At 55.8% G+C, this 17,538-nt stretch carries 14 protein-coding genes; 9 read left to right on the top strand and 5 right to left on the bottom strand.

The genetic code is table 11. The annotated features are described in order from the left end of the window. Positions 1–49: 49 nt before the first annotated feature. Positions 50–1,105, top strand: coding sequence for an S-methyl-5-thioribose-1-phosphate isomerase (gene mtnA, locus C7H09_RS00640; protein WP_106760753.1), 1,056 nt, complete (start codon positions 50–52; stop codon positions 1,103–1,105). On the opposite strand, the gene C7H09_RS00645 is transcribed toward mtnA, so the two are convergent. Then, a complete protein-coding gene (locus C7H09_RS00645) occupies positions 1,098–1,871 on the bottom strand; it encodes a helix-turn-helix domain-containing protein (protein ID WP_240616464.1) in 774 nt (257 codons plus the stop codon). The two genes, mtnA and C7H09_RS00645, sit on opposite strands and share 8 nt — an antisense overlap. Positions 1,872–1,874: 3 nt before the next feature. Next, positions 1,875–4,019 (bottom strand): carboxy terminal-processing peptidase, encoded by a 2,145-nt coding sequence (locus C7H09_RS00650; RefSeq protein ID WP_240616465.1) that lies wholly within the window; start codon positions 4,017–4,019, stop codon positions 1,875–1,877. Positions 4,020–4,320: 301 nt separating this feature from the next. Here C7H09_RS00650 and C7H09_RS00655 point away from each other — a divergent pair, with 301 nt between their 5' ends. Next, a complete protein-coding gene (locus C7H09_RS00655; protein ID WP_106760770.1) occupies positions 4,321–4,584 on the top strand; it encodes a late competence development ComFB family protein in 264 nt (87 codons plus the stop codon). A 6-nt stretch (positions 4,585–4,590) separates the two neighbouring features. Here C7H09_RS00655 and C7H09_RS00660 read toward each other — a convergent pair whose 3' ends face one another. Further along, complete coding sequence (locus tag C7H09_RS00660) at positions 4,591–7,059, bottom strand: DUF349 domain-containing protein (protein ID WP_106760755.1); 2,469 nt, start codon at positions 7,057–7,059, stop codon at positions 4,591–4,593. 175 nt (positions 7,060–7,234) lie between these two features. On the opposite strand from C7H09_RS00660, the gene C7H09_RS00665 reads away from it, so the two are divergent. After that, complete coding sequence (locus tag C7H09_RS00665; RefSeq protein WP_106760756.1) at positions 7,235–7,699, top strand: regulatory protein RecX; 465 nt, start codon at positions 7,235–7,237, stop codon at positions 7,697–7,699. Between the two features lie 60 nt (positions 7,700–7,759). Here the strand turns inward: C7H09_RS00665 and mltF are convergent, their stop codons facing one another. Beyond that, a complete protein-coding gene (gene mltF, locus C7H09_RS00670) occupies positions 7,760–9,268 on the bottom strand; it encodes a membrane-bound lytic murein transglycosylase MltF (protein ID WP_106760771.1) in 1,509 nt (502 codons plus the stop codon). Positions 9,269–9,536: 268 nt separating this feature from the next. Between mltF and purL the strand changes: the two genes are divergently transcribed. Both purL and C7H09_RS00680 read left to right on the top strand, forming a co-directional pair. After that, positions 9,537–13,442: a phosphoribosylformylglycinamidine synthase gene (gene purL, locus C7H09_RS00675; protein WP_106760757.1), complete on the top strand. Its 3,906-nt coding sequence runs from the start codon at positions 9,537–9,539 to the stop codon at positions 13,440–13,442. Positions 13,443–13,835: 393 nt separating this feature from the next. Next, the gene (locus tag C7H09_RS00680) at positions 13,836–14,150 is read left to right on the top strand and encodes a YqfO family protein (RefSeq protein ID WP_106760758.1); all 315 of its coding nucleotides are present in this window, start codon (positions 13,836–13,838) and stop codon (positions 14,148–14,150) included. Between the two features lie 9 nt (positions 14,151–14,159). Here C7H09_RS00680 and C7H09_RS00685 read toward each other — a convergent pair whose 3' ends face one another. Continuing rightward, positions 14,160–14,708 (bottom strand): NUDIX hydrolase, encoded by a 549-nt coding sequence (locus tag C7H09_RS00685; RefSeq protein ID WP_106760759.1) that lies wholly within the window; start codon positions 14,706–14,708, stop codon positions 14,160–14,162. 95 nt (positions 14,709–14,803) lie between these two features. Here C7H09_RS00685 and C7H09_RS00690 point away from each other — a divergent pair, with 95 nt between their 5' ends. From C7H09_RS00690 to purT, 4 genes are read left to right on the top strand one after another with little or no spacing between them, the layout of a single operon-like run. Beyond that, on the top strand, positions 14,804–15,391 hold the full coding sequence (locus tag C7H09_RS00690; protein ID WP_106760760.1) for an NUDIX hydrolase: 588 nt from the start codon (positions 14,804–14,806) through the stop codon (positions 15,389–15,391). Between the two features lies 1 nt (position 15,392). Beyond that, positions 15,393–15,929: a gamma carbonic anhydrase family protein gene (locus tag C7H09_RS00695; protein WP_106760761.1), complete on the top strand. Its 537-nt coding sequence runs from the start codon at positions 15,393–15,395 to the stop codon at positions 15,927–15,929. Beyond that, positions 15,926–16,108: a DUF1289 domain-containing protein gene (locus C7H09_RS00700; RefSeq protein ID WP_106760762.1), complete on the top strand. Its 183-nt coding sequence runs from the start codon at positions 15,926–15,928 to the stop codon at positions 16,106–16,108. Before C7H09_RS00695 ends, C7H09_RS00700 begins: the two co-directional genes overlap by 4 nt. Before the next feature lie 2 nt (positions 16,109–16,110). Further along, on the top strand, positions 16,111–17,313 hold the full coding sequence (gene purT, locus C7H09_RS00705) for a formate-dependent phosphoribosylglycinamide formyltransferase (RefSeq protein WP_206074242.1): 1,203 nt from the start codon (positions 16,111–16,113) through the stop codon (positions 17,311–17,313). Positions 17,314–17,538: the final 225 nt, after the last annotated feature.

A 17,538-nucleotide genomic window follows, 5' to 3' on the forward strand; every position in this document is an offset into this window, starting at 1 on the left:
GGTTGGGTAGAACTATACTTGGGCTTTCTTTTCTGAATGGGAGTTGATTATGGCTAAGAGTTCTTCCGGTCAAGCCATTGGAACCGTGGCAATGCGTTGGCATGGCGATCGTCTTGAGCTGCTGGATCAGCGCCTGTTGCCCGCTGAAGAGCACTGGCTGGTGGCAGATGGCGCCGCCACAGTTGCACAGTGTATTACCGATATGGTGGTTCGGGGCGCACCCGCGATTGGTATCAGTGCGGCCTATGGTGTCGCACTGGCCGCCCACCATGCCGGTACCGCAGACTGGCGTGGTGAAGTTGACCGGGCGATCAGGATGTTGGCGGAGTCCCGGCCAACAGCGGTGAACCTGTTCTGGGCATTGGATAAAATGCAGCAGGTAGTCAGTCACTGTGGCACTCAGGATGAGGCAATATCCCGGTTGGGCCAGGCAGCAGTGCGTTTGCACGAGGAAGATCTGGCGGCGAATCTGGCGATGGCCGACTACGGCCTTGAGGTGATCGGTACCGAAAAGCCGGTATCGGTGCTGACTCACTGTAACACCGGAGCACTGGCGACCGGCGGCTATGGCACAGCCCTGGGAGTGGTGCGGCGGCTGCACGAGCAGCAGTTACTGAAGCGGGTGTACGCAGATGAGACCCGGCCCTGGTTGCAGGGTAGTCGGTTGACCGCCTGGGAACTGGTACGTGATCAGATTCCCGTAACCTTAAACGCAGATGGCGCAGCTGCAGCCATTATGGCCGCTGGCAAGGTGGCCTGGGTACTGGTGGGGGCAGACAGGATTACCGCCAATGGTGATGTCGCCAACAAGATCGGCACCTACAATCTGGCCGTGCTGGCCCGCCATCATCGAATCGGCTTTATGGTCGTTGCACCGTCCAGTACGGTGGATATGTCTCTGGAGTCAGGGCAGGACATACCGATTGAACAGCGTGAGGGCACGGAAGTCCGAGAGATTCGGGGGGTCCCGCTGGCACCGGTCGATGTGGATGTGTTCAACCCCGTATTCGATGTTACGCCAGCAGCGCTGATCGATGCGATCGTGACTGAAAAAGGCGTGGTGCGGAATCCGGAGATTACCGGAATGAAAGCGCTGTTTACCTGACGCTTTTTCCGGCTTTGCCGTGGGCAGGTGTGGCATCGGTATTTGAACTGAGCCGGGCTTTTTGCTCGGCCAGCTCCTGTTCCTGCTGCTCGATGAAGTGCAGGGACATTTCGAAACTCTGGCGGGTGAAGTCCAGCACCTTGCGAAAGCCTTCGTCCGACAGGGTACGTGCATCGTCGTGGCGCCGGAAAATGTTGATGAATTCCCGCTCCCGTTCGAATTGCAGGGGTATCCGGCCAACGCCCCAGTCGTTTAGGAGTTGCCAGACTTCGGGGTTGTAGTTGCGGGTGGTACGCAGAATAAATGGGATAGGGTCGTTTCGGGCTACCAGCGAGGCGAGCCGGAGAATCAATTCGAAAGACAGGGTGGCGGTGCCGTTTTCGATGGCCTCCAACAGGGTTTTGTCTTTGAGGTTGAGAGCTTCGCTCATCTCGGAAAGGGTCAGCCCGGCGACTTCACGAATATCTTTCAGGGACTGGCCCGCCGTTAGCATGGCCCGCAATTGATCCTGGGAATTGATCAGCGCCCGCCCCACCCGCAGGGAGGTGTCCGTGGCGCGGGCGCCCAGCCGCAAAGCTGAGCCGGTCAGGCTGGCGATGCGGTCGAGTACGCCATCGGGTGCCTTTTCCGTACTGCCTGTCTGTTGCAACTCTGCCACTTCGTCCATCGACGACATGGCATGAAGAGCATCCAGCAGCATGTCCCGGAGTGCCCGCGCTCTCTGTTGCGTATTCGAGGTGGCGTTATCGACCGGCTTCTCAGCCATGGTTCATGGTGCCTCGGCCTTGGCAGTATAGCGGGAGGGCGCCAGAATCGACGCCATGCGCTGATCAAGCTCCAGCATGTCGGCCATGATGTGCCCGCCTTCCCGAATGATAAAATCCATTTCCTCATCGCCGCTATCGAGGTCTGCTGCCTGCTGGTTCTGCCAGTCTTCCAGAGCCTCCAGATCTGCAAACGGTTCCTCACCTCTCAATTCACGACGAGCGTTGGCGATGCTCAGGCGGGTTTGTTCGATCTGGTTGTGATGCGCCTTGCGCTTGTCGAGATTAAGGCTTACAAAATCCGTTTTCCGCTGCTGGTTCAGGAACGCGATTTCTTCCTGTAACAGTTTGAATTCCGGGCTGCTGTTGAATCGCTCACCATGGCGTTGGCGTAACTCGTCGATCACGTTGGTAAAATCGAAATACCGTGCGTGAGGCACGGCCTCGATCTGATCCCAGGGCAAGGCATGATCGAGAGCGTCTTCACCGATACGGGCCTTGTCTATACGAGAAGGAATCTCAATGTCCGGGATCACACCTTTATGCTGGGTAGAGCCGCCGGACACCCGATAGAATTTCGACTGGGTAATCTTGAGCTGGCCATGGTTCAGCGGGCGAACGGCTTGCACCGTGCCCTTGCCAAAGGTCTGGGAACCTACCACCAGGCCCCGGCCATAGTCCTGAATCGCGCCGGCAAAGATTTCGGATGCCGAGGCGCTCATTCGATTGACCAGCACCACCAGCGGGCCATCGTAAACGACCGAGGGATCGCCATCTTCCAGCACCTGCACGTCGTTATTAGCGTTGCGAATTTGTACGGTGGGGCCCTTGTCGATAAACAGCCCGACCAGGTCATTGGCCTCGTGCAGGGCGCCACCGCCGTTGTTGCGCAAATCCATCACCAGGCCGTCGACGCCGTCAGCCTTGAGTTCGCTGATGAGCTTGCGCACGTCCCGGGTAGTGCTTTTGTAATTCGGATCTCCAGCTTGCATGGCCTGAAAATCGGCATAGAAGGTGGGAATGTCGATGACGCCGATACGGTACGTCTGGCCATTTCGATCCAGTTGGATCACTTCCTTGCTGGCGCTCTGTTCTTCCAGCTTTACTTCATCGCGCTTGATCGCAATGGTGCGGGTAATGGTTTCGTCTGCGGCATTTGCGGGAATCACTTCCAGGCTCACCGTCGAGTTTCGAGGGCCGCGAATCAGATCGACCACTTCATCCAGGCGCCAGCCGATCACGTTGACAGCTTTATCTTCGCCCTGCGCAACCGAGACGATGCGATCGGCAGGTTGCAGTTGGCCTTGCTTTGAGGCTGGGCCACCGGGTACCAGGCGCACCACTTTGGTATATTCGTTATCCGATTGCAGAACCGCGCCTATGCCTTCCAGCGACAGGCTCATGTTGATGTTGAAGTTTTCCGAGGTGCGTGGCGAAAAATAAGAGGTGTGGGGATCCCACATGCCGGTAAAGGCATTCATGTATGCCTGAAACGCATCTTCGCTGCGGGCCTGATAGGCCCGTTTGAGTTGGCCTTCGTAACGGCGACGCAGGTTCTCTTCAATCGCGTCGTCGTCCGAGCCATTGAGGCGTTGGGCAAGGACTGCGTTTTTGATGCGGCGAACCCATAGATCATCCAGTGCAGCACTGTCGGCTTCCCAGTTGGCTTCTGACCGGTCTACCAGAATCTGATCGTCCTGGCTGAAATCCATTTCGTTAATGCCATCGTCGAGCAAATGCAGGGCAAACTTCAGACGCTCGATCACCCGTTGCTGTACCAGGTTATAGATATCAAAACCGGGCTGCAGCTGGCCGGTCTTAAGGGCCGATCCCAGGTGACGCTTGACGCGTGACAGGGTATCAATGTCCTGTTGGGTGAGGTAAACCCGCTGGCTGTCCAGGTAGTTCAGGTAAGCGTCGAAGACATCGCCGGAAAGGTCGTCGCTGATGCCCAGATTACGGAAATGGGTGAACTGCAGTTGTCGGGCGATCAGAATGTTGGCACGCGCCTGGTCAATGGTAGGTGCGACGGGCTCGTAACGTGCGGACTCGTCTACCTTCGCGTAGGCACCAGACACCAGAAGGCTCAGAGTCAAGGCCAGAGTGGCACCCGCTTTCCGAGAGAGAGACGGCAGGAACGGACGCTTCATAGTGTTTTCCGCGATGGTCATAGAGTGATTACCTGGAGCTGCTGTATCGTTGCACGGCAATCCACTGCCGCGTATTCCTCTAATTATTCAATTTATTGTAGGCAACCACTACACCTGTTGCCATAGGCTATGGGTATACCTGTGTGACAATCTGTCCATAAAGGTTGCCGGGTGGTTCTTGCTCCCGGTGTTTTTGTTCGCAGGCTGACTTGAGCAGTTCAGGAAGCGTTTGGATAATGACAGAATGGGACATTGCTTCTATGTTGAAGAAAACAGCAGGCTCGGCCAGGTAGGTGTAATCATGTCGTTAAGAGATGCCATCGATAATTTTTACGAGCGACTGGTGGCAGACGCTATTGAGGCAACCCGGGAAGAGTCCGATACCGCCGATTTTCTTACCGATGTGATGTGTGTGGCGCTGAATCGGTTACCCGCGCGCTATTACCGCCACTCCATCGATATGATGTTTTATCTGGCGGATGAGGAACTAAAGGACATGAAAGAAAAATCCCTGGCCGCAGTAAAGCAGGCCAGGGATTTTGTCAGGCAGCATCAGCGCGAGTGAGCCGGTTCACTGTCTGCTGATACTTGCCTGTAGTGCGGCGGCCAGGCGGTTGGCGTTTTCACGGTTCCGCCCTTCGTCATCCGGGTGCAGACACCAGTGGGCGATCAACTTTTCCAGCTCCTGCTCGGCAGACTGGTGTTCGCTGGAGCCCATACCATCGGTTAATCGCTGTACCTGAATCTCCATCCTCCGGGCCTGGTCGGCTTCCGGTGATTCCGTGCCTGCCAGAATTTCTGCGCGAATGGCCAGATCCCGCCCGGGTATGGCTACGTCGCTGTTCACCAAGGACTGCCAGGATTGCGGCGCCTGTTCTGAGGGCACGGCAGTGGCAACCCTCTGGTTAATCAGGTTTTTCCAGCTGTCGAGTTTCTTCTCAAGGCGTTTTATCCGTACTTTGGCGTCGAGTTGCCGCCGAAGCTGGTGTAGCTGCTCCCGCATAGCTTTGGATAGGGCCGTGTCGGATAGTGTTTGCAGGGTGTTCTTGGCTTCTGCGAGGCTTTCTTCAGTATGGTCAGTATCCAGATCGCTGAGCCCGGCCATAATTTCCCTGGCATGCTGGTCTGCCTGTTCGGTGGCGCTTTTCTGGGCCGACCGTTGGGCGTCGCGGCGCGCAAAAATCTGATCGCAGGCCTTACGGAAAGCCTGCCAGAGTTTGCGGTCTTCACGGTGGCGGGTAATGCCAATCTGTTTCCATTCGGTTTGCAGCGCTTTTGCCTGCTCCATGGCTTCCTGCAGGGGTTCGTGAGCAACCAGTTCCAGCGCCCGGTCAACAATGGCCTGCTTGGCGTCTTCGTTCTTCTTTCGCTCAGCATCCAGCGGCTGTTCAAGCCGTTTCAACAGATCATCGAAGCGCTTTTGCACCTTCCTGTTGTTGCGGAAATCCACGGGCCATGCCGCTTTCCACTCCTGGCGGGCGGTCTGGTGGATGCGCTCGGCAGCCTTCCAATCGGCATTCTGCCAATCGGCCTGGTCAAGGTAGAGGGCTAGTTCATTACAGATGGTTTCGCGCTGTTGCAGGTTTACCTGCTTGAGGTCGGACTTTGCCTCAAAGTAGGCTTTGCAGGGCTCGTAGGCTATGTCTGAAGCCGCTTTGAAACGATTCCACAGTGTGCGATCCGAGGAGCCGCCAAGTTCGCGCCACTCTGCCTGAAGCTCCCTGATGCGCTCGGCCTTGGCTTCCGGTTCCATGTGTTGATCGGCCAGGTATTCCATCTGCTCACACAGAGCAACCTGTTTGGGTTCCGTGGCGAAGCCCTGCCAGTCGCTCAATTCGCGGAATTGACCAGAGAGCAGTTGCATGCGTGCACGCAGTGGTCTGCGGCTGCGCTCGTCCAGTTCCTGGAATTGTTGCTGGCACAGTTTCAGAAGCTGACGGGACTCCTTGAACAGCTGTGCCTCCAGTGACGCTTCGAGTTTATCGAGACTTTCGGTCAGTGTTTTCAGCTTTTGCTGCTGATCCGCACGATCCTCCGCAGGTTTTGGCGCTTTGGCGGGTTTGCCTGCGTGCCTGGCGAGTTGCTGGAGCGATTCGGGCGCCGGATACTCTTTCGGCCAACTGATTTCGTCGAGCAGCGACTTGGCCGCCTCAGGGCCCGGGGGCTGTGCGCCCGTGCCGGTCTCGCCAAGCTGTGCCTGTATGTCTGGCAAACTGTGGTTAAGTCTGCGCACCGCAGCCAGCAGGCTTCGCAATGACAGCATGGCCTGTTCGTACTCTTTCTGTTCCTGCTTTTCGACCGTAGTGTCCCGGGTGGCCTCGAGCCAGCGGTTTTCCTGGGTTTTCTGCAGAGCATCCAGAGAAGGTTCTGACGGCTGACTCGCAACGCCCGTTGCTTTCAGCTGTTCCAGAGTTTGCTGCAGCAGGGCGAGGGTGTCCTGGCGTTGTTGCTTCTGATCCCTGTGCCGCTGCTCTTCTATCTGTGCGGCCTCCAGCTGTTGAAGCTTGCCGGTACAATCGTGAATGGCCTGGAGAAAGCGTTGTGTCTGCGTAGCATCGGCTGCGCTATCGACTTGCTGCCAGTTTTCCTGCAAGACCTTCAGCCGCGCCTCAAACAGCTTGGTGTCTTCACTGCGGGCCTGATCTTCGGCCTGTCGCACAAGTTCGTCAATGCGCTGGCGGGTGGCTTGTTTACTCGCTTCGTGTTCACGTAGTTCTTGCAGGGCTTGCTTTACTGTCTGGAAAACGACTTTGTCACGGCCTTTGGCATTTTTTTGTACTTGCTGAAGGTGTTGCTCGTCGCGCAGCTCCCTGGCTGCCTTCAGCCGAATCGCGGCCGTTGCGCCTTCGATTGCCAGTATGGCCAGTTCTGCCTGCTCCGGCTTTCCTGAAAGTTGTTGCTCTTGCTGCTCCCTTAGTAGCTCACGGTGATCGGGTTCAGCTGTAGCGGGAGCCACGGGCTCCGGTGATCGGGGTGCCTTCCGGTTGTCTGTCGTGGCGGCTTTACGGGATTTGAACAATTTCTGAAGAAATGCGGCCATAAACAGTATCCTCGGGATTGCAACCAGTTTGCGGCGGCGGCAAAGTGTGCGCGCCCTCCGGCCCGCACCAGTGCCTGTCGGTGCGGGAATCGTATAGGAGTGGGGTGCCGTATTTGGCTCCCTGCTCTTAGGGATGCTAAGTCTATCGTTTTGCGAGTGATGGCGGAAAGGCCCAATGGCAAAAGAATCGAAACAGGATGACCCGGACTATCGTGCCCGCTCGACGGCACTCAGGTTATTGGCAAGAAGAGAGCATAGCCGCTCCGAATTGGCACTGAAACTCCGGCAGCGGGATATTCCATCGGCCACGATCGATAGTGTTCTGGACGACTATGAACAGGAAGGTTGGCTGAGTGACGAGCGGTTCGCCGATGTATTTGCGAGACAAAAGATGGATCAGGGCTATGGCCCGCTGAAAATCGAAGCCGACCTGCAGCAAAAAGGAGTTTGCCGAATGCCGGAATGTCTGCAGTCCATCCCCGAGGAGGTGTGGGTGGAGCGGGCCGCAGAGGCAAGGATAAAGCGCTTTGGTAAGGTGCTGCCGCGTAACCTGTCAGAGAAGGCGAGGCAGTTCCGCTTTCTGGCCCGGCGTGGATTTACCAGCGCCCAGGCGAACGGCGCGTTCTGTTTGCAAGATTAGCCGTTGCCTGCGACGTTCTTCCGCGCAGGCACCTGGGCGTGTGAAAGTGTGAAAAGGTGCTCACAGAGTTGGTGGGATTTCCTGGAGTTCCGGAGGCAGGGCGGCCCGTAAATCGAGATCAGACAGCAATTCGCCATTAAGATCCTGATTCTGCAAGAGCGGTTCGGGTTCGGTCGAGGCACTTCCTGCATCTGCGACAATCGGTTCTTCTTCGCTTTCAGTAATCCGAAGAAGTACATCGTAGTAGCGCCGGATATTCTGGACATAAGTCACCGGCTCGTGCCCGCGGGCGTAGCCGAAACGGGTCTTCGAATACCACTCTTTCTGGGCAAGCAAAGGCAGGAATTCCTTTACGTCCATCCAGCGATCCGGATCTCTGCCGGCATCCCGAGTCAGTTTGCGGGCATCCTGTACGTGCCCGTAACCCACGTTGTAGGAGGCCAGCGCAAACCAGGTGCGGTCGGGCTCGGGGATTTCTTCCGGAATACGGCCGTGAACCATGCGAAAGTATTTGGCGCCGCCCTGAATGCTTTCCTCTGCGTCCAGGCGATTATTGATGCCAATGTAGCTTGCGGTTGTCCGGGTGAGCATCATCAGCCCGCGAACGCCGGTAGGGGAGACGGCATTCGGCCTCCAGTGGGACTCCTGATAGCCGACGGCTGCGAGCAAGCGCCAGTCCAGGTCAGCCTTGCGGGCATAGTCCTGAAACAGTGTCTGGTATTTCGGCAGGCGGTTGTTAACGTGGTGCATGAAGGTTCGGGCACCCACATAGTTCAGGCGGTCGAGATGGCCGTAAAAGCGCTCGGCAAGCTGAGCAATGGTGCCGTCCGCTGTTCGCTGTGCGATAAAGTCCCGCGCAGCATCCACCAGGCTGGAATCCTGTGCATTCGGGAACAGCCACAACAAATCACTGTCGTCATTGAGTGCAAAGGCTTCCTTTACCATCGGGTAAAAAACGTGATTCAGATCGAGTTCATTGGACGCCACCACAGCATAGGCAATCTCACCACTCTGGACGCGGGCCAGAAGGCCGGTTGCATCCAGCCCGGGGTGTCGTTCGATTCTGGGCGCGTTCGGAGCGTCGCTAAACAGGTGCTCATGGCTGCTGTCGGCGAGCATGTGGACAGTTTCGGACGCCAGCTCAGCCAGGGAGCGCGGCGCGGGAGACGCTTTGTGATACACCACGATGGAGCGCGCACCGATACCGGTGGCGACGGTGTGAAAACGCCCGTTCAGGCCCGGACGTTTGGCAATGCCTGCCAGACCGATATGGGCGTAGTTGCGTGAGAGCACCGAGAGAATTTCAGAGTTATCATCGGCTACCCGCACGCGGAGCTCTACACCCAGATCTTCGGCAAACAGCCTGGCCAGCTCATAGTCGTAGCCGGTGGTCTGTTCCTGCTCCTGATAATACAAAGATGGGGCGACACGGGTAATAACGTGAAGGACACCCTCGTTTTTGATTTCCTGGAGTGTGCTGGGGCGAGAGCAGCCGGAGCTGAAAACGACGGCAAGTAACAGCCCGAGCCCGGCTCCGCCGCTTTTGAAGCGGCTGACTAGTTTTAACAAATCTTTGATCTCCCTCACAAACCCTGTGGTCAGAATGAATTCCGTTGACCTTGCGGCACTGATATTTTCTTCTGAGTCTTTTCCTTGACCTGGAACAATGATCTCTGTTGCGGCGGGCCGGGTCAATTAGCCTGGTTAATCATTGCACAAAGCAATGTTGTTTTTACCTGTCCGAAACAGGGCGGCTGGCGCTGTAACCTGCGGTCGCTTTCAAGTATCATTGCCGCCTTTCAGACGTCCCCCGATTCGCGCGATACAGGTTGATATCATGCTTGAGCTTCGCGGCGCACCAGCGCTCTCGCCCTTTCGTTCCCGTAAATTGCATTCACGCCTCCAGGAAATTGTCCCGGATGTGGCACATGTGTACGCCGAGTTTATGCATTTTGCGGATCTCGATGCGAACCTATCCGATGCCGAACAGGCCATCCTGGATCGGCTGCTGACTTATGGTCCGGCCGTTCAGCAGGAGGAGCCCGAGGGTATCCTGTTCCTGGTTGTACCCCGGCCAGGCACTCTCTCACCCTGGTCCAGCAAGGCAACCGACATTGCCCGCAATTGCGGCTTGCGCCAGATCCGGCGGATTGAGCGTGGTATCGCCTATTATATACAGTCCGGCAAGAAGCTTGGGCTGGAGCAGCGTGAGCAGATCGCTGCCCTGCTGCACGACCGTATGACCCAGAAAGTCTTTCATGAAACCGGTGGTGCCGAACTGCTGTTCAGCCACGAAGAGCCGCGCCAGCTTGGGCGCGTTCCGGTTCTGTCGGGTGGCCGGGCCGCGTTGGCCGATGCGAATATCCGGCTCGGGCTGGCACTGGCTGAGGATGAAATCGACTATCTGGTGAAGTCGTTTGTCGGTCTTGAACGTGATCCGACGGACGTCGAGTTGATGATGTTCGCCCAGGCCAACTCGGAGCACTGTCGGCACAAGATTTTTAATGCCTCCTGGGACATCGACGGCGAAGGGCAGGAAAAGTCTCTCTTTGCGATGATCCGCAACACCTTCGAGATGAACAGCGAAGGCGTGCTGTCAGCATATAAAGATAACGCATCGGTGATTGCCGGCAGTGTGGCTGGCCGATTCTTTCCGAACCCGGAAAACGGTGTATACACCTATAATCAGGAGCCGATACATATCCTGATGAAGGTCGAAACCCACAACCACCCAACCGCGATTTCTCCGTTCTCCGGTGCCGCTACAGGTTCCGGCGGTGAAATTCGCGATGAGGGCGCTACCGGTCGTGGCTCGAAACCGAAAGCGGGTTTAACCGGATTTACGGTGTCCAACTTGAATATTCCGGGCGATGAGCAGCCCTGGGAATTTGGCTATGGCAAACCGGATCGTATTGCCTCGGCGCTGGACATCATGATCGAAGGGCCGATTGGCGGTGCGGCTTTCAACAACGAGTTTGGCCGTCCGAACCTTACCGGTTACTTCCGTACCTATGAGGAAAAAGTGCCCGGTGCCGCCGGGGATGAGGTACGTGGCTACCACAAGCCGATCATGATTGCGGGTGGCCTTGGTAACATTCGTGAAGAGCATGTTGAAAAGGGCAATATTCCGGTTGGCGCCAAACTGATCGTACTGGGTGGCCCGTCGATGCTGATCGGACTGGGTGGCGGCGCGGCCTCATCCATGGATTCCGGTTCCAGCAATGAGAATCTTGATTTTGCGTCGGTGCAGCGTGACAACCCTGAAATGGAACGCCGTTGCCAGGAAGTGATCGACCGCTGCTGGCAGATGGGTGACGAAAACCCGATTTGCTTCATTCACGACGTTGGCGCCGGTGGTTTGTCCAATGCCATGCCGGAGCTGGTGAAAGACGGTGGTCGCGGCGGTAAGTTTGAACTGCGGGATATCCCCAGTGACGAGCCGGGAATGTCGCCACTGGAAATCTGGTGCAACGAATCGCAGGAACGCTATGTGATGGCCGTTGCTCCGGAAAACCTGGAAGCCTTCGACGCACTGTGTCGCCGCGAGCGATGCCCTTATGCAGTGATTGGTGAAGCCACCGAAGAGCACCACCTGGAACTGGGCGACTCCTATTTCAATGACAAGCCTGTCGACCTGCCCATGGATGTTCTGTTTGGCAAGCCACCGCGCATGCATCGCAGCATTACCCGATCGACCTTCACCAAGCCAGTGTTCGATTCCACCAAAATCGATATCTGTGAAGCGGTAAGGCGAGTTCTGCGTTTGCCTTCAGTGGGCTCCAAGAGCTTTCTGATCACCATTGGTGACCGGACGATAACCGGCCTGGTTGCCCGCGACCAGATGGTCGGACCCTGGCAGGTACCCGTGAGCGATGTGGCGGTAACTGCAGCATCGTTTGATGTCCGCTCCGGTGAGGCGATGGCGATGGGTGAGCGCACTCCAGTGGCGGTTATCGATGCGCCAGCTTCCGGTCGCATGGCAGTGGGTGAAACCATCACCAACCTGGCGGCTGCTTCCATCGCGAGGCTCTCCGACATACGTCTGTCTGCTAACTGGATGGCAGCAGCAGGGCACCCGGGTGAAGATGAGAACCTTTACGAAACGGTTCGTGCTGTGGGTATGGAATTGTGCCCTGCACTGGGAATTACCATTCCGGTGGGCAAAGACTCGATGTCGATGAAGACCACCTGGGAAGAAGATAGTGGAGAGCAAAAGAGTGTAACAGCCCCCCTGTCGCTGGTTATCAGCGGCTTCGCACCGGTAACCGATGTGGCCCGAACCCTAACGCCACAACTGCGCACGGATGCGGGTGAAACCGATCTGATTTTGATTGACTTGGCCGCAGGCCAAAACCGTCTGGGCGGCTCGGCTCTGGCCCAGGTTTATCGCCAGGTGGGTGCTGTGGCACCGGATGTGGATGACCCGGAAGATCTGAAGGCGTTCTTTGCGGTTATCCAGGGGCTGAATACTGACGATAAGCTGTTGGCTTACCACGATCGCTCCGATGGTGGCCTGTTTGTGACATTGGCGGAAATGAGCTTTGCCGGCCGAACCGGCGTAGATGTAAAGCTCGATGGACTGGCGGAAAACGCCACTCAGTTTGCCCGGGAGCTATTCAACGAAGAGCTGGGAGCGGTAATTCAGGTACGTCGTGACGATACCGATTTCGTTCTACAGCAGTTCTCCGGCGCGGGATTGGGCGACCATACCAGCGTGATTGGCACCCTGAACGACAAAGATCGGGTGCGGCTGCTGTTCGCCGGTGATGCTGTTCTGGATGAGAGCCGCACCGATCTGCAGCGCTTGTGGTCTGAAACCAGCTACCGGATTCAGTCTCTGAGGGACAACGCTGACTGCGCTCAGGAGGAGTTTGATAATCTGCTGGATGCGGAAGACCCCGGGCTGTCTGTGTCGCTGACGTTTGATGTAAATGACGATATTGCGGCGCCTTATATTAATTCCGGCAAGCGGCCCAAAGTGGCTGTTTTGCGGGAACAGGGCGTAAATGGTCAGGTTGAAATGGCGGCAGCATTTGATCGTGCTGGCTTTGAAGCCGTTGATGTCCATATGAGTGATTTGTTGTCCGGCCGGATTACACTGGAAGCCTTCCAGAGTCTGGTGGCTTGTGGTGGTTTCTCATACGGGGATGTGCTGGGCGCCGGTGAAGGCTGGGCCAAGTCTATTCTCTTCAATGACCGGGTGCGCGATCAGTTTGCCGCCTTCTTTAATCGCCAGGATACACTGGCGCTGGGCGTATGTAATGGCTGCCAGATGTTGTCCAATCTCCATGAGCTAATCCCCGGAAGTGAAGGCTGGCCGCGTTTTGTTCGTAATCAGTCTGAGCAATTCGAAGCACGTCTGGTGATGGCGGAAGTAGCCAGGTCTCCGTCGGCGTTCTTCGAGGGAATGGCAGGGTCGCGTATGCCAATTGCGGTTGCTCATGGTGAAGGGCGGGTAGAGTTTGCGGGGAGTAACTCTGCCGGGGCGCTTGCTGAAAATGAGCTGGTGGCTGTGCGCTATGTCGACAATCGTGGGCAGGTAACCGCCAGATACCCCTACAATCCCAATGGGTCTGAGGCCGGTATTACCGGTGTCACTAACCGGGATGGCCGGGTGACGATTATGATGCCCCACCCCGAGCGTGTGTTCCGTTCGGTACAGCATTCGTGGCGACCGGATGAGTGGCAGGAGGATGCACCCTGGATCCGAATGTTCCGCAATGCGCGGCGTTGGTTCGATTGACCTGCATACGCATTAGTACGGTTGCATGAAAAACCGGCCCATGGTCTTCAGAGTCTTGGAGATTGCGGGCCGGTTTTTTCTTGGTAAAAATGTTGATTTTTAGCGTTGACGGGCTTGACTTAAAAACTTTATGCACACTTCAGGCGCGCTGCTGTATAAATCACGGTCAATCAGCAGGTTGCGGCACAAAATTTTCTTGAAAATTCCAAGTTGTTGAAAATAAACGCAAAAAAATGGCGGGTGAAAATCTCGGCAATTTGAGTGGAGGCCAGTATTCATGGGGGTTTAGGGCGGCTACCCAAAAACTTTCCCCAGAGTTATCCACAGAATCTGTGGATAAATTTCTTGGTCATTTTGTGGCCTTAAAAAACAACAATATTCGAGGATGTTCTCATGTTTAAAATCTGCTACTTCGTGCCGGCAAGTCACCTTGAAGAAACCAAGCAGGCGATGTTTGATGCAGGAGCCGGGAAGATCGGAGATTACGATTCCTGTGCCTGGCAATGCGAGGGTCAGGGTCAGTTTCGCCCCCTGGTCGGCAGTAATCCGTTCTTGGGGGAGAAAGGGAAGCTGGAAACCGTAAAAGAGTTCAAGGTTGAACTGGTTTGTGATGATGAGCTGATTGTGGATGCGCTGACAGCGCTGAAGCGGGCGCACCCCTATGAAGAGCCCGCTTACGAAGTCTATAAGCTGGAGTACTTCAGCTGATCGGGGCCTTCAGACCGTCTGTCTCATAGGATGTCTGATATCGCGCACGTGAACGCCGAATTGCCCGCTTTCCTGGTCAGCCAGAAACAGCTCAAGGGTTTTGCGCACGGTAGGGAAGGAGATCTCATCCCAAGGGATACAATCGGGCGAGAACAGCTTGCTTTCCAAAGACTCCTCGCCGGCACCAAAGCTGCCATCGACCAGGCTGGCACGATAGAACATATGCACCTGATTGATGTGGGGAACATCGATGATGGAGTAGAGTCCATCAATGGTCACCTCTGCCAGGGCTTCTTCACGTGTTTCTCTGGCAGCCGCCTCGATGGTTGTTTCGGCGTTTTCCATAAAGCCTGCAGGTAATGTCCAGTAGCCGTAGCGGGGCTCAATGGCGCGGCGACACAGCAAAATCCGGCCCTGCCAGACTGGAACCGTTCCGGCAATGATCCGCGGGTTTTGGTAATGTATGGTTTCGCAGCTGACACAAACATAGCGGTGGCGGTTGTCGCCTTCCGGTATCCGTTGTTCGACCGGCTGGCCGCACAGGCTGCAATACTTCATTGTTTTCCTCGTATACTGTGTGTCTGTCGGTAGTCAGTGTAACCATCCCGGCTGTCTGTGTCTCACTCTATATTGAGTTGATGTGGGAGTAATAAGTGCGAGATCTTTTAACCCGAAAAATGGCTGGCTATGCGCCACGGCAACTGGCACTGGATTATCCGGAGGCCGGTATTCTGGTTCCCGTAACCGACGATGAGCGGGATCCGGAAATGATCTTCACTTTACGTTCCGCAAATCTGAGTACTCATCGTGGCCAGGTGGCTTATCCGGGGGGAAAGCGGGATCCGGAAGACTCGTCGCTGATGGCAACTGCGCTGCGCGAAACCCATGAGGAGATTGGCTTGCCACCGGATCAGGTTCAGATTATCTCCCCTCTTAGCCAGGTTATGTCGCGTTATGGAATCCTGGTGACGCCCTATGTCGGCGTTGTTCCCAGAGATCATCAGGCCAGACCGAATCCCGATGAGATCGAAAGTGTTTTCCGGGTACCCATGTCGTTTTTTATGGATGATCAGAGAGAGCGGACTGACACTATCAGCTTCTTGAACCATACCTTGTATGTGCCTTGCTATCGCTGGGAGCGCTATCAGATATGGGGGTTGTCTGCGATTGTGCTCGTGGATTTCCTGAATGCCGTATACGACGCAAAAATCGATTTATTTGAACCGCCTTTGGGAGGCTGACATGTTCCACGAATTGCAGGGCAAGCGCCCTGTGCTGAAAGGAAGTGAGCAATTCGTTGCTCATAACGCATCCGTAATTGGTAACGTCGAGTTGCACGAGAAAAGCAGCGTATGGTTTAACGTGGTGATTCGGGGGGACAACGAGCTCATCACCATTGGCCCGGAGAGTAACGTTCAGGATGGTGCTGTTATGCATACTGATCCCGGTATTCCCCTGACACTTGGGCGGGGTGTTACGGTTGGGCACAAGGCCATGTTGCATGGCTGCGAAGTGGGTGACTATTCGCTGATTGGTATCAATGCGGTGGTTCTGAATGGCGCCAAGATTGGCAAGCACTGTTTGATAGGCGCTAATGCCCTGATTCCTGAGGGAATGGAAATTCCGGACGGCTCTATGGTTATTGGGGCGCCGGGCAGGATTAAGCGAGAGTTGACCGAGCAGCAGCAATCCATGCTTGAGATGAGTGCTGCCGTCTATGTCCGCAATGCCGCCCGATACCGGCAGAGCCTGGCTCAGTGTGAGCCGGAGCAGCAATGAACCGTTCTGATCGAGTGAGATCTCCTTGTGTAAGTGTCTGTGCGCTGGACGAACAGGAAATCTGTATTGGCTGCCAGCGTACCGGAGATGAAATTCTGCGTTGGAGCCGAATGACCGATGATGAGCGGCGACTGGTATTAAAAGAGGTCGCCAAACGGGAAGAGAAGGTAGGCCTTTGACTATGGCAAACACATTGGTTGATGAAGTTCGTATTGGAACGCCATTAACAGATGGCGCTTTTCGCGTGCTGTTCTGTGGCTCTGGAGAGTTGGGAAAGGAAGTTGTCATCGAGTTGCAGCGCTATGGAGTCGAGGTTATTGCGGTAGATCGCTATGCCAATGCGCCTGCGATGCAGGTGGCTCATCGTTCTTATGTGATTGACATGCTCGATCCGCAGTCGTTGCGATCCATTGTTGAACTCGAAAAGCCAAACCTTATCGTGCCCGAGATAGAGGCAATTGCCACTGCCGAACTGGTTAAGTTAGAGCAGGAAGGCTTTCAGGTTATACCGACAGCCCGTGCGGTAAACCTGACAATGAATCGAGAGGGAATTCGCAGGCTGGCTGCGGAAACGTTGAAGCTCCCGACATCGCCGTATCGTTTTGCGGGTTCCCGCGAGGAGTATTTGCAAGCCGTAAAAGAGGTTGGTCTTCCATTGGTGGTCAAGCCCGTGATGAGCTCGTCGGGCAAAGGGCAGAGTACCGTCACCAGTGAAGGTGGAATTGAGGCTGCCTGGGACTATGCGCAAACCGGTGGGCGAGCAGGAAAGGGAAGGGTAATCGTAGAAGGGTTTGTCGACTTCGACTACGAGATCACTCTGCTCACCGTACGCCATAAAGGTGGTATCGCCTTTTGCGAGCCTATCGGACATCGCCAGGAAGATGGAGACTATCGGGAGTCCTGGCAACCCCAGGCAATGGGTGCCCGCGCACTGGAGCGCTCTAAAGAGATCGCCCGTTCTGTGGTGGAAGATCTTGGCGGGTATGGTATTTATGGCGTGGAGCTGTTCATTAAAGGAGAGCAGGTCTGGTTCTCCGAGGTGTCGCCCCGCCCGCACGATACCGGCTTGGTTACTCTGATATCCCAGGATCTGTCCGAATTCGCATTGCACGCCAGGGCGATCCTTGGGCTGCCCGTACCTGCCATCCGGCAGAATGGGGCGTCTGCGTCTGCTGTGATCTTGCCGGAAGGTGAATCGTCTGCAGTGAGCTTCTCTGGTATAGATCTGGCGCTAGCGCAGCCGGACACCCAGTTGCGACTGTTCGGAAAACCCGGCCTGTCCGGGCGCCGGCGTATGGGAGTCGCGCTGGCCCGTGGAAATACAGTGAGTGAAGCGCGGGACAAAGCTACTCTTGCAGCGTCAGCGATAAAAGTGACCTTGTAGAGCTGGAATTACGATTTTCCGGTTGCATTTTGCTCAAAGTGGATGCATTCTGATCGGCCGCGTAGGTGGAAACCGAAGTTCCGGAAAATAAGTCGAGAATGTCGTTGACAGTTTTCCTGAGGGCTGTAGAATGCGCACCACTTCTGAGGGACAAGGCCGGTAAGGCCGGGTTCTGAAGGTTTTAACCGCTTGATAAGTTTCGAAAATTTGGTTTTTAAGTGTTTC

The organism is Marinobacter fuscus, assembly GCF_003007675.1.
GTDB lineage: Bacteria > Pseudomonadota > Gammaproteobacteria > Pseudomonadales > Oleiphilaceae > Marinobacter > Marinobacter fuscus.

Excerpts from the sequence above, each read along its gene's own strand:
- purL (WP_106760757.1), top strand. The coding sequence starts at position 9,537 with ATGCTTGAGCTTCGCGGCGCACCAGCGCTCTCGCCCTTTCGTTCCCGT.
- C7H09_RS00700 (WP_106760762.1), top strand. The coding sequence starts at position 15,926 with ATGAACCGTTCTGATCGAGTGAGATCTCCTTGTGTAAGTGTCTGTGCG.
- C7H09_RS00650 (WP_240616465.1), bottom strand. The coding sequence starts at position 4,019 with ATGAAGCGTCCGTTCCTGCCGTCTCTCTCTCGGAAAGCGGGTGCCACT.
- C7H09_RS00695 (WP_106760761.1), top strand. The coding sequence starts at position 15,393 with ATGTTCCACGAATTGCAGGGCAAGCGCCCTGTGCTGAAAGGAAGTGAG.
- C7H09_RS00680 (WP_106760758.1), top strand. The coding sequence starts at position 13,836 with ATGTTTAAAATCTGCTACTTCGTGCCGGCAAGTCACCTTGAAGAAACC.
- C7H09_RS00645 (WP_240616464.1), bottom strand. The coding sequence starts at position 1,871 with ATGGCTGAGAAGCCGGTCGATAACGCCACCTCGAATACGCAACAGAGA.
- C7H09_RS00655 (WP_106760770.1), top strand. The coding sequence starts at position 4,321 with ATGTCGTTAAGAGATGCCATCGATAATTTTTACGAGCGACTGGTGGCA.
- C7H09_RS00660 (WP_106760755.1), bottom strand. The coding sequence starts at position 7,059 with ATGGCCGCATTTCTTCAGAAATTGTTCAAATCCCGTAAAGCCGCCACG.
- C7H09_RS00665 (WP_106760756.1), top strand. The coding sequence starts at position 7,235 with ATGGCAAAAGAATCGAAACAGGATGACCCGGACTATCGTGCCCGCTCG.
- purT (WP_206074242.1), top strand. The coding sequence starts at position 16,111 with ATGGCAAACACATTGGTTGATGAAGTTCGTATTGGAACGCCATTAACA.
- mtnA (WP_106760753.1), top strand. The coding sequence starts at position 50 with ATGGCTAAGAGTTCTTCCGGTCAAGCCATTGGAACCGTGGCAATGCGT.
- C7H09_RS00685 (WP_106760759.1), bottom strand. The coding sequence starts at position 14,708 with ATGAAGTATTGCAGCCTGTGCGGCCAGCCGGTCGAACAACGGATACCG.